The organism is Thiomicrorhabdus xiamenensis, assembly GCF_013282625.1.
GTDB lineage: Bacteria > Pseudomonadota > Gammaproteobacteria > Thiomicrospirales > Thiomicrospiraceae > Thiomicrorhabdus > Thiomicrorhabdus xiamenensis.
Genome location: NZ_CP054020.1, coordinates 1,715,731 through 1,727,187 on the forward strand (window position 1 = coordinate 1,715,731; position 11,457 = coordinate 1,727,187).

At 46.8% G+C, this 11,457-nt stretch carries 7 protein-coding genes; 5 read left to right on the forward strand and 2 right to left on the reverse strand.

Annotated features, from left to right (window positions below; translation table 11 throughout):
- From HQN79_RS07915 to HQN79_RS07925, 3 genes are all read left to right on the forward strand, one after another.
- A complete protein-coding gene (locus HQN79_RS07915; RefSeq protein ID WP_173285397.1) occupies window positions 1-600 on the forward strand; it encodes a response regulator transcription factor in 600 nt (199 codons plus the stop codon).
- Window positions 601-698: 98 nt separating this feature from the next.
- On the forward strand, window positions 699-3,626 hold the full coding sequence (locus HQN79_RS07920) for a bifunctional diguanylate cyclase/phosphodiesterase (RefSeq protein WP_173285398.1): 2,928 nt from the start codon (window positions 699-701) through the stop codon (window positions 3,624-3,626).
- A 237-nt stretch (window positions 3,627-3,863) separates the two neighbouring features.
- Window positions 3,864-5,681 carry an ABC transporter ATP-binding protein gene (locus tag HQN79_RS07925; protein WP_173285399.1) on the forward strand — a complete coding sequence of 606 codons (1,818 nt, stop codon included), beginning with the start codon at window positions 3,864-3,866 and terminating at the stop codon, window positions 5,679-5,681.
- A gap of 77 nt (window positions 5,682-5,758) precedes the next feature.
- Here HQN79_RS07925 and folD read toward each other — a convergent pair whose 3' ends face one another.
- On the reverse strand, window positions 5,759-6,628 hold the full coding sequence (gene folD / locus HQN79_RS07930; protein WP_173285400.1) for a bifunctional methylenetetrahydrofolate dehydrogenase/methenyltetrahydrofolate cyclohydrolase FolD: 870 nt from the start codon (window positions 6,626-6,628) through the stop codon (window positions 5,759-5,761).
- 389 nt (window positions 6,629-7,017) lie between these two features.
- Here folD and HQN79_RS07935 point away from each other — a divergent pair, with 389 nt between their 5' ends.
- The gene (locus HQN79_RS07935; RefSeq protein ID WP_173285401.1) at window positions 7,018-7,401 is read left to right on the forward strand and encodes a PilZ domain-containing protein; all 384 of its coding nucleotides are present in this window, start codon (window positions 7,018-7,020) and stop codon (window positions 7,399-7,401) included.
- Window positions 7,402-7,466: 65 nt separating this feature from the next.
- Here the strand turns inward: HQN79_RS07935 and HQN79_RS07940 are convergent, their stop codons facing one another.
- Complete coding sequence (locus tag HQN79_RS07940; protein ID WP_173285402.1) at window positions 7,467-8,363, reverse strand: hypothetical protein; 897 nt, start codon at window positions 8,361-8,363, stop codon at window positions 7,467-7,469.
- Window positions 8,364-8,737: 374 nt separating this feature from the next.
- Between HQN79_RS07940 and HQN79_RS07945 the strand changes: the two genes are divergently transcribed.
- Window positions 8,738-11,368, forward strand: a complete 2,631-nt coding sequence (locus tag HQN79_RS07945) for a plasma-membrane proton-efflux P-type ATPase (protein ID WP_173285403.1) — start codon at window positions 8,738-8,740, stop codon at window positions 11,366-11,368.
- The last annotated feature ends 89 nt before the right edge of the window (window positions 11,369-11,457 follow it).

The following is an 11,457-nucleotide window of genomic DNA, read 5'->3' on the forward strand; positions in this document are numbered from 1 at the left end:
ATGCAACTATTCACCGAAAAAGGCTTTACCACCGATCATTGGAAATCCGTTTTCCCTGACATCCAGGTTGAATTTGTTGAAGAGATGAATATTGATTCCGATAAAGAGCCAACGCCAAATGGACTGACTTGGATCGTAACGCAAACGCCCGGTTGGCAGAAGCGAATTAGTCAGTTTGCAAAACAGGGAAATAAAGTCATTGCACTGACCCGACAAGCTGACCTGAACGAATTCAAAGATGCATTTTCTTCAGGCGCAACCGGTTATCTTGACGCATTATCCAATGCGGAAATGTTGAAGCTAGCGAAACAGACTGTTGAAAAAGGCGCCGTCTGGCTCCCTTCGCCAATCGTAAACGATCTTATCAAAAGAACCTCTCAGAAAATTGAATCCAAATACCAGCCTAATCTTGATGAATTAACTCAGAAAGAAAAAGAAGTTGCTGAAAAAGTAGCCTTAGGTGAATCGAATCATGAAATCGCTGAAGAGATGAAAATTAGCGAAAGAACCGTTAAATCTCATCTAACACAAATCTATAACAAACTGAATCTTCGTGACCGACTGCATCTTATGCTTTATATCAGAGGCGCGGTCAATTAACAGGACAAACCGGTTTATGATGCTTTTCGGTGACTTCACCGAAAAAAGCACGCACAGCTTCCCACAATACAAATAAGAGTAATCAGGTACTAAAAACAATGTTGAGCCAAGGCGAACTACCCTCCCTGACCATGAATGCATGGCAAACTTTACTCAACCTGATGCCCAATCCGGTCGCCATACTACAACGGGTTCCTGGCGCGGATAAAGATAATGACGCCTTAATTCTGGTCAATAAATCCTATCTGGAAACCATTGGCTATCCGCTCGAAGAAACCCCTGATCTCCACACGTGGTTTACAAAGACTTGTCCTGACGACGACTATCGCAATCTGATCACAGAACAATGGAACACACAACTCTCGGCAAACAACGACAAAACCCATAATACACTTTCAGTTCCCTGCCATTTAAGCTGTCAGGACGGTGAAAAAAGATGGCTGCAGATATCCACTCACCGTCACTACCCCATCACCGATAATCTTCGACTGATGGTCATGCTGGAAACCTCGGAACCCGAAGAGATCATTCAATCGTTACAAGAAACGACAAAAGCCCTGCAAGCCAGTAATCATGAACTCCTTAAGCAAAAATCTCTATTAAAACAGACACAAGAGCTGGCCAAAGTAGGAAGCTGGGAATTGGACCTGCAAACCGGGCTGATTAACTGGTCAGACGAGATATATCAGATGCACGGAGCGGAACCCGGAAGCTTTCAGCCGGATTTGGCTTACTTACTGAATGTTTCCACTGAGGCCGACGAAGCACTGAAACTCAAAAAAGCATTGGAAACGGCCATCCTTACCGGGGAAAAGCAACACCTTACCCACAAGGTTAAACGTCGCGACGGTAAAACAGGAATTATAGAACTAACCGGCCTTATTGAATACGATGAAAACAACAAACCGATAAAAGCCGTAGGTTCTTCGACCGATATCACGCATGCCTTAGAACTGCAGACACAAAACAATGAGCTTGCTGAGATCATGGAGCGAGCCTACCAGGAAATCTTTATCTACAGCACTCACAACTCGAAATATCTATACGCCAACAAAGATGCTCTGGAAAGCCTAGGGTACTCTCTGGAAGAGCTTCAAAAAATGAGTATTGATCAGATCTATCCACATTTGACCAATGGTGAACTCGAGCAATACAGCATTCAAGCCGAGAAAAACCCCACTCAACAGAAGTTACTTTCACAGGTTCGAAAAAACGGCACCTCCTATCCGGTTAAGGCCAATATTCAGAAAGTCCAATTCAAAGGCGAGGAAGCCATAGCCCTTTTCAATAGAGACATCAGTGAATTAAAGGAAGTCGAGGAAACGCTGCGCGAACAAAACCAGTTGTTTGAAAACATTTTGCAGACCGTACCAACCCGTATTTTCTGGAAAGATAAGAACGGCGATTACCTTGGCGCTAACCAGCATTTCCTGAATGACCTGAAAATAAGCAGTCAGGATGAACTTCGAGGCAAAAACGATCTGGAAATCGAATGGCCGTCCGGACAAGGAAATGCCTACTTCAAGCAGGACATGTTTGTGCTGAATGAAGGCCGTTCTCTGCTGCAACTCGAAGACGCGTTCATTGATGACGATGGCAGTATTCAAATCTGGATGATGTCCAAACTTCCCCTCAGAGATGAAACCGGTAAAGTGACCGGCTTGCTGGGTACTTATCAGGATATCAGCAGCCACCGGCAGCTGGAAATTAAACTCCGCGAGCAGACTCAGACGCTGCAGCATCAGGCGTACCACGATGCACTAACCCAGCTTCCGAACCGGGCGCTACTGTATCAACGAATCGAACAGGCGATCCATAGAGCCGAACGCAATAACAGCCAGTTTGCCGTTCTTTTTATCGACCTCGACCACTTTAAACAGATCAACGATTCTTTAGGTCACGATACCGGTGACCAAGTACTACAGGCAATGGCCAGACGCCTCAGCGACAGCTTGCGCAAGGACGATACCATTTCCCGTTTGGGCGGTGATGAATTCACGATTCTGCAGGAACCGCTAAACGATTACCAGGATGCTTCGGCACTAGCGCAGAAACTGATCAATGCAACCAGTCAACCATTGACGATTAGAGATCATACTTTTTATCTGTCAAACAGCGTCGGTATCAGTATCTACCCGAAAGATGCCATTACGCCGGACGCGCTGCTCAAAGCGGCGGATGCCGCCATGTATCGCGCCAAAGATCAGGGGCGTAATAACTTCCAGTTCTATACCAACGATCTGACGGAACAGGCGTTCGAGCATTTGTCGATGCAGACGAAAATCCGCCAGGCACTGGATAGCGAAGAATTCATCCCCTACTTCCAGCCGCAGATCAATGCACAAAACGGCAAACTGGTCGGACTGGAAGTCCTTGTCAGATGGAAAAACAAAGACGGTGACATCATTCCACCAAGCGATTTTATCCCGATCGCGGAAAAAACCGGCCTGATCGTGCAGCTCGACCGACAAGTGATGCGAAAAGCCATTGAGCACTATACTCAATGGAAAAAACTCGGCGTTATCGAAGGCCGTCTCTCTTTGAATCTTGCCGTCAAGCAAGTACAACAGAAAGACTTTTTCACCTTTATCTATAACCTGCTGAGTAAGATGCAATGTGAAGGCTCCTGGCTCGAACTGGAACTTACCGAAAGCGATATCATGACCAATCTTGAAGAGATGTCGCAAAAAATGAATCAGCTTCGCGAACTCGGCATCAAAATTTCCATTGACGACTTCGGTACCGGCTACTCTTCGCTTTCCTACCTTAAAAAGCTCCCGGTCAGAAAACTTAAAATCGATCGCTCCTTTATCCGCGACTTGCCTGACGACGAGGATGATGCCGTTATCACCAAAACCATTATTTCCATGGCGGAAAATCTTGGACTGGAGGTTATTGCCGAAGGCGTCGAAACCGTTGAACAACGCGAGTTTCTGTTGCAGAACGGCTGCTATCAATTGCAGGGCTTTCTGTACAGTAAACCCCTCAATGCCACTGAAACTTTAGCCTACCTTCAGAAGCTGTAAACCGGTAAAGCCCTTCTTTCTTTTCCACAGAAACTGTGGATAACTATTTAAAAGATGGGGCGAAAATCAGGCTAAGTTATTCTTTAGCCAACAATTTCTCCAGCAATGCTTAAAGTTTAAGCAATCAGTCAAAATTTGCCCTTTCCAGAACATAGATTTCGTTGTATTCTGGTGAGTTCAGATTATGCTTCAGCACATCCAATTTCATACGTCTCACCGCAAATAGAAGGAATCTTTATGCGCATCTATGCCGAGACCGAAAATACTCCCTCCGTTGATCTATCCAACCGCCCCTACAGTTGGCAACGCATCTTCGATCTGGTGATCCGACATAAAAGCGCACTTATCAAAGCGCATATCATTGCGCTACTGGCTATGCTGGCAACCGTTCCGCTGCCCCTGCTACTGCCAATTCTGGTTGACGAAGTACTTCTGGACAAACCCGGCTACATCATCAATACATTGAACACATGGGTGCCTGATGACTGGCACGGACCGATTTACTATATTGCCGCGATTACCGTCATCACCGTCTTCCTTCGCCTGCTTGGACTCTTATTCGGTGTCTGGCAGATGCAGCAGTTTACCGTCATCGCCAAAGAGGTCACTTTTCAAATCCGTCGAGACCTCTTGTCCAGAGTGCAGAAAGTAGCTATGTCTCGCTATGAAACCATGGGCAGCGGCAGTATCTCCGCCACCATGGTCAACGACGTCAACACCATCGATAACTTTCTGGGGACCACCGTCGGCAAGCTGATTATTGCGGTTTTTTCTCTCATAGGCGTCACCGTAATTCTGCTCTGGCTGCACTGGCAACTGGCTTTGTTCATCCTGCTGATGAATCCTCTGGTTATTCATCTAACGATGCGCCTTGGCCGAATGGTCAAAACGCTCAAACGCGATGAAAACAGCGCGCTGGATATTTTCCAACAAGCTTTAACGGAAACGCTGGACGCACTGCAGCAGATCCGCGCCTCCAATAAAGATCACTCTTTCTTTGAGCGTATTCGAAGTCAAGCTCAGGATATTCGCACCCACTCTGAAGCCTATACCTGGAAAAGCGATGCCGCTAGCCGTTTCTCATTTATGGTTTTTCTGGTCGGATTCGACATTTTCCGCGGTGTCAGTATGCTGATGGTTGTTTTTTCCGACCTTTCTATAGGCGAAATGATGGCGGTCTTCGGTTATCTGTGGTTTATGATGGGACCGGTTCAGGAAATACTCGCGATCCAATACAGCTACAGTGCGGCCAGCGGTGCTTTACAGCGCATCAATAACGTTCTCGACCTGGAACAGGAACCAAGCTACCCGCTGAAACACAACCCGTTTCTCGGTTCAGAGCCGGTGGAATTGAAAGTAGAAAACTTACACTTCCACTACCCCAGCCGCGATGAACCGGTACTGAACAACCTTAATTTCACCATCCATCCGGGCGAAAAGCTGGCACTGGTCGGTGCCAGTGGCGGCGGGAAAACCACCCTGGTACAGCTGCTGCTCGGCTTCTATCAGGCCGATCAGGGAATCATCTCGTACAACGGCATTCCGGTTGAGGAAATCGGTCAGGATACAATCCGGCAGAATGTCGCGACCGTCCTGCAACACCCGGCGCTGTTCAATCAAAGCATCCGCTTTAACCTGACCTTGGGATCAGAGATAAACGATGAACAGTTATGGCAAGCTTTAGAACAGGCCCAGTTGGCGGAAAAAATCCGTGAACTGGATAATGGCCTGGAAACCGTTGTCGGACGCAACGGCATTAAACTCTCCGGAGGCCAGAGACAGCGGCTGGCGATTGCCCGTATGATCCTGCAGGATCCGAAGGTGGTTATCATGGACGAAGCGACATCGGCACTGGATATGCAGACCGAGCGACAGCTTTATCAGGATCTGGCGCCCTTCCTGAAAGGACGCACCACGCTGATTGTCGCCCACCGCCTGAGTTCTATTCGACAGGCTGACCGGATCATGGTCTTTGAAGATGGCCAAATTATCGAAAGCGGCAGCCACGATGAATTAATGGCCAATCAGGGAACCTACCACACCCTGTATCGATAAAAACCTTTTCAAAACACAAAAGCCCCGGCTAAATCGTTTAACCGGGGCTTTCGCTTGAATGGCTTATCTGTAAATACTTAGGCTTTTTTAGACTTACAGTCCAGTTTATAGGCCGCCTTCATGGTATTTTCCAGCAAAGTTGCAATGGTCATTGGTCCGACACCACCTGGAACCGGAGTAATCCAGCTGGCGCGTTCTTTAGCCACTTCAAACTCGACATCACCCACCAGACGGCCGTCTTCAAGCCGGTTAATCCCGACATCAATGACAATCGCTCCCGGCTTGATCCACTCGCCTTTAACCATTTCCGGAATCCCGACGCCGACAACGACCAGATCCGCTTGCGCGACTTTTTCCGGCAAGTTTTTGGTTGCGCTGTGGCAGATCGTTACCGTCGCACGCTCGTTCAGCAATTCCAGCAACTGCGGAACCCCGACAATATTTGATGCACCGACTACAACAGCATCCAATCCTCGCAGCCCGATCCCGGTTTTGGACAACATGGTCATTACGCCATGCGGCGTACAAGGCGCCATAATCGGCATACGCGTCGCCATACGGCCAACATTGTATGGATGGAAGCCATCGACGTCCTTACACGGATCGATACGCTCAATGATCTCCTCCGGGTCGATATGATCCGGAACCGGTAACTGAACAATGATCCCATGAACTTCCGGATCCGCATTCAGCTTATCAATCAAAGCCAGAACTTCTTCCTGTGTTGTCTCAGCCGGCAGAACCTCGGAAACGTCATTGAAACCGGCTTTTTCACAGGCGATTTTTTTATTACGGACATAAACTTGAGAAGCAGGGTCTTCCCCCACCAGAATAACCGCCAGTCCGGGACGACTGTTTCCTGCTGCAACCTGACGATCAACTTCCTGACGAATGGATTCCCGCAACTCTGCGGCAATCGCTTTACCATCCAAAATTTGTGCTGACATAAGAGGCACCCACTCCTTAATTGATAGGAAAAATTGCATTGTATGATACCGTAAAATGTCACATAAATTTCACTGCAAACATAGCTTCTGTTTATAAGAAAGATAAAAAAACCTTTAGAGCTCAATTCTCTCGACAACACCGGCGAATTTTCCTCGCCGTTCCGACCGGTTTGATCACATGAAATTTGCGAAAAGATGGTATCTCAAGCGTAACCTTCGGCCTTATAAAACCTCGCTGTTGTCACATATTTAAATCCACGATAAAAAAAATATATCTTTGATTTATAAAGTTTTTATTACCCCCATCAGTATTATTTCTCTTGTATTCCCCTACAAAAAAGGGGAAAATTACCTTACAAACAGATGGGAAATAAAATAAGAAGATAGACATGGGAAATCAATACGACAGACGCAGTAGTCAGCGCTATTCAGTACGCATACCATGCCGTGTTATTTGTAACGGCGTACAAGTCAAGGCAACGCTGGTTGACATCAGTGAAGAGGGTTTGGGGTTTGTGACTTCGATGCCTTTTCTGTATGAAGGGCGAAATGTCGAGGTGGTCTTTGAAGTAGGCCAACTGCACACCGACGAGAAAGATGGTGCTTTGCATCTGACACTGGAGATTCGCAATCAATTCAGCGACTCCTTTGCCAAACGCTTCGGCGCAAAACTTCGGGAAATTCCGCAGGATTACCTGCGCTATCTCAAAAATATACTTAATAAAAGCCGCTGCAACCTGCTGTGCGACGTTATGGCAAAAACTGCTGTTTAATTCTATTCGCTAGCATTCAATAGTCGAGACGATCGATAGGCCTTTCAGCTCAATTTGCTAAAGGTCTATTTTTGTTTCAGACGTTCCTGCAGAACCGGGAAACTGATGACGGCAGCCACGCCCCAGACAAAAATATAGACCCAGAGAGGGAAATCATCCAGCGCAAACAAGAGTACCGAGGCCATCACCCCCAACACCAAAGCGCCTAGGGCACTCCTTTCGGCAACCCCCATAGCTTGCCAAGTAGACAGTATTCCAATCATCCAATTTTTTTCAAAATCACCCGCTTGCGGCTCATGCAAACTCTCCAGAATAGAACTTTCGCTCTCAAGCGCAGTCAATATTTCACTGTCATTGACAAACTGCACCCTATCCCCCAGAGCGTTCTTAATAACGACCAGCTTTTGATCATTATTCAAACCTACATTTTCCAGAGCCTCGACCGCAAGCCCGAGATAAACCTTTGCCAAACGGTGCAAATGACGCATATACATCTGATTGGGAGCGGCATAAGTTGGTATCAAGTCCGGACTGAGATTAGGCAAAAGTTGTTCAATCATTTGGGCCTTGGTAGGCAAAACCGATAGCTCGAACTGCTCGCTTAATGCCTCCAGCTCATCTTTGCTTAAAAGTTGTAGCGAAAGTTCACGAACTTGTCTGGTTTTTGGTAACGGATCAAGAAACCCCTTTTGCAACAACCATTTATCACGTTCCGTTAATACAAAAAACGGTGTTGGGTAATCCTGATAAAGTTCCAAAATCTGCGGATGACAAGGTATCTGCACTCTCTGCCAAAAGCGGCTGTTTTCAATAACCCTTGCAAACGACGTTAAAACCGGGAAAGAACCTATTTCGGAAGTTTCCGAAACCTGAACAGGGGAAGAATGAAGGCCAAGCGAACTCGCCTCTTTTTGCACGTCACTGGGATTTAAGTCTTCGGCAGCATTGTTGGTTTCAGGCATTCAAGCCTCCTCATCAAGAACACGAAAACACGATTTCTGTGTCACAAAAACGTTTTGAGAATCACCCCATTAAAACCCATTAATCCTTGAAAGAGTGAACAAATATCGTCTGCGAAACAAACTAAGTGTCCATTAAATGATTAAAATCATTCTATCGGTTTACAAGCAATTGAAAATAAGCGCATATCCTGCCAACCTATCTGAAGCAGCCATAGAATTCTCTAACGACGTCAAAGTCTGGAAAACGTCGGTTAAAACGACTATCGATTATTTATTGGCTTTGCTCTGTCGAATACCGGCATAACGTCTTAAAAATATTCATATTTTCGCACTCCGCTTTCAAACCTATTCAATCGCCATGGGGAGTTTTTCCAATGAGCAAAACCACGGACTTCTACTCACAACAGTCACCCGAGGTCTCTATCAACCAGCTGCAGTCCAAGCGTAAAATCGGTTTAAGCGAAAAACAGGTTCGGGATCGACTTGAAGAATACGGATTGAATGAGGTTCAGGCTACCGAGGAAAGCGTTCTTAAAAGACTGATGAAACGTTTCTGGGGACCTATTCCCTGGATGATCGAAGCGGCTGCACTGCTTTCGGCCAGTGCCCAGAAATGGGAAGACTTCAGCATTATTATCGTGATGCTGCTGGTGAATGCCGTGCTCGACTTCCTACAGGAACATCGAGCTCTTAATGCACTAAAAGTCCTTAAGCACAATCTTGAAACGGAGACCCATGTTTTAAGGAATGGAAAATTCCAGACCATTCCCAGCAAATACCTTGTCCCCGGCGATATTATCGAACTGAAAATAGGTGACCGGGTTCCTGCCGATGTTCAACTGATCGACGGGGAGTATTTACTCCTCGACGAATCGGCACTTACCGGTGAATCACTCCCCGTCAGTAAAGAAACAGGCCAAGTCGCGTACACCAATACTCTGGTCAAACAGGGACAAATGCAGGCTATTGTAGTCAATACTGCGACAAAGACACGCTTCCATTCCGTAGTCGCTCTGATTACGAAAACACAACAGAAAGAGACGAGTCATTTCCAAAAAATGGTCCTTAAAATCGGGCATTTTCTGATCGGTTTTACACTTCTACTGGCCATTATTATCGTTCTGGTCGCACTTAGGAACGGAGATCCTTTCAGCGAAATACTGCAGTTTGTTCTAGTGTTGACCGTTGCTTCGATCCCGGTTGCCCTGCCGGCAGTTTTATCCGTCACCATGGCGGTCGGTGCAATGAATCTGGCCAAAAAGCAGGCAATCGTCTCTAAACTGACCGCGATTGAAGAGATGGCTGGCATTGACATTTTCTGCTCCGACAAAACCGGGACACTGACTCAGAATAAAATGCAGATTTCCGACCCTATACTGCTTCCCGGCTATGAATTGGATACACTTTTCCTGAATGCAATTATGGCTTCAAAGGAAACCAACCGCGATCCGATCGAAATCCCCATCTTCGACTATGCACAGAAAAGCTTCCCGGAGCTGCTGTCTTCTTTACCCGAACAATCGAGCTTCACCCCCTTTAATCCACATGATAAATACACAAAAGGCGGTTACCAGAAAAACGGCAACCACTATATCGCCCTGAAGGGCGCTCCTCAGGTAATTTTCAAACTCTGCAATCTCTCCCCTGAAGGACTTGAGCAGATGCTGAAACAGGTCGATGAACTGGCAGCCCACGGCTATCGGACCCTGGCCATAGCCCGGCAATCCGAAATGCAAATCGAGTTGATCGGGCTCTTACCGCTTTATGATCCGCCGAGGGAAGACTCCAAAGACACGATTGACCGTATGGAATCTCATGGCGTTCAGGTCAAAATGATTACTGGCGACAACCTCGCTATTGCACGCGAGATAGGTAAGCTTTTGGGACTCAAAGGCGCTGGAATTCAAGCGTCCAAGCTCAGCGGCGGCGGCGGACAAACCCTTCTGGAACTGGCGCAAGTCTTGACTCAATCCATCTATCAGAACTTAAAGCAGGATGTTACGCATACTGAAGCGGGACAGTTTGCCGACAAAGTCATTCAACAACTCAAAGAAATGTACGACACCCGACTACTGGATCGTGAATTCATCTACCAGCATGAATCGGCGATTGTCGAACTGATTGAAAGCACCGAGATCTTTGCCGAAGTCATACCGGAAGATAAATACAGAATCGTCGATACACTGCAAAAAGGCGGACATATCGTCGGCATGACAGGCGATGGTGTCAATGATGCTCCAGCCTTGAAAAAAGCCGATTGCGGAATTGCAGTTTCGGGGGCTACAGATGTCGCACGAGCCTCTGCGGATATCATTCTGACTCAACCGGGGCTTTCCGTCATCAACGATGCCATTATCCAATCCAGAGAGACCTTCAAGCGCATGCAGACCTATGCGACTTTTCGCATTGCCGAGACCATTCGTTTGATTCTGTTTATCACTCTCGCAATCAGCGTCTTCAATTTTTATCCCATCACGGCAATTATGGTCATTCTTCTGGCCCTGCTGAACGACATTCCGATACTTACCCTGGCCTACGATCACGTAAAAAGCAATGGTACGCCTGTCCGCTGGCAGATGAAGCGGCTCTTAACCCTATCCACCGTTCTCGGCATTTCCGGCGTCATTTCCTCATTTCTGCTGTTTTTGATCCTGGAAGCCGAAGGCTTTGAGCAGGATATCATTCAAACAATGATCTTTCTAAAACTGGTCGTAGCCGGCCATATGACTCTGTGGATATTACGGAATGACGGCTGGTTCTGGGAAAAGCCCTACCCTTCTCCACTACTACTCGGCGCTATTTTGACAACTGAAATAATCGGAACACTCTTCGCGGTCTATGGTCTGTTCGTGACGGCGATCGGTTGGGAAATGGCTCTGCTGGTTTGGAGTTATGCCATTGCATGGATGTTGATCAACAATGCGGTAAAAATCGTCACCGTCAAGTTGCTGAATCGCTACCAGAAAGAAGAAACCGAAAAACCTTCTGCGGCTTTTTCCCAATGAATAAATACATGACAAGGGTATCTCACAGGCTCATTAAAACCCTCAAGCGAAGACAGACTTTTTTCAGATCAAGGAAAAAGTGGATCCAA

What these genes read in the sequence shown, in the direction of transcription:
- HQN79_RS07915 (WP_173285397.1), top strand. Translation starts at nt 1, where the DNA reads ATGCAACTATTCACCGAAAAAGGCTTTACCACCGATCATTGGAAATCC.
- HQN79_RS07920 (WP_173285398.1), top strand. Translation starts at nt 699, where the DNA reads ATGTTGAGCCAAGGCGAACTACCCTCCCTGACCATGAATGCATGGCAA.
- HQN79_RS07925 (WP_173285399.1), top strand. Translation starts at nt 3,864, where the DNA reads ATGCGCATCTATGCCGAGACCGAAAATACTCCCTCCGTTGATCTATCC.
- folD (WP_173285400.1), bottom strand. Translation starts at nt 6,628, where the DNA reads ATGTCAGCACAAATTTTGGATGGTAAAGCGATTGCCGCAGAGTTGCGG.
- HQN79_RS07935 (WP_173285401.1), top strand. Translation starts at nt 7,018, where the DNA reads ATGGGAAATCAATACGACAGACGCAGTAGTCAGCGCTATTCAGTACGC.
- HQN79_RS07940 (WP_173285402.1), bottom strand. Translation starts at nt 8,363, where the DNA reads ATGCCTGAAACCAACAATGCTGCCGAAGACTTAAATCCCAGTGACGTG.
- HQN79_RS07945 (WP_173285403.1), top strand. Translation starts at nt 8,738, where the DNA reads ATGAGCAAAACCACGGACTTCTACTCACAACAGTCACCCGAGGTCTCT.